The sequence below is a fragment of the Streptomyces sp. NRRL F-5135 genome (assembly GCF_000719775.1).
In the GTDB taxonomy this organism is placed as follows: Bacteria; Actinomycetota; Actinomycetes; order Streptomycetales; family Streptomycetaceae; genus Streptomyces; species Streptomyces hebeiensis.
Genome location: NZ_JOHR01000110.1, coordinates 1 through 210 on the forward strand (window position 1 = coordinate 1; position 210 = coordinate 210).

At 71.0% G+C, this 210-nt stretch carries 1 pseudogene; it reads left to right on the plus strand.

Annotated features, from left to right (window positions below):
• A pseudogene (locus IG02_RS37520) lies at positions 1–210 on the plus strand (ATP-binding protein); the annotation flags it as partial.

Below are 210 nucleotides of genomic sequence, written 5' to 3' on the forward strand. Positions count from 1 at the left end.
GGGATCGTGGTGACGATCGAGGACAGTGGTCTGAAGATGGCGGCCGCGGCGATGCGCCGTGCGGAGGAGGCCGTCTCGGGCCGTGTCACCGACCTCGCCCTCCTTCAGGGCACGCGGTTGGGGTTGGCGGTGGTGGGGCGGCTGGCCGCCAAGTACCACATCAGTGTCAACTACCGGCCGTCGTCGCGCGGCGGCACCGGCGTCGTCGTC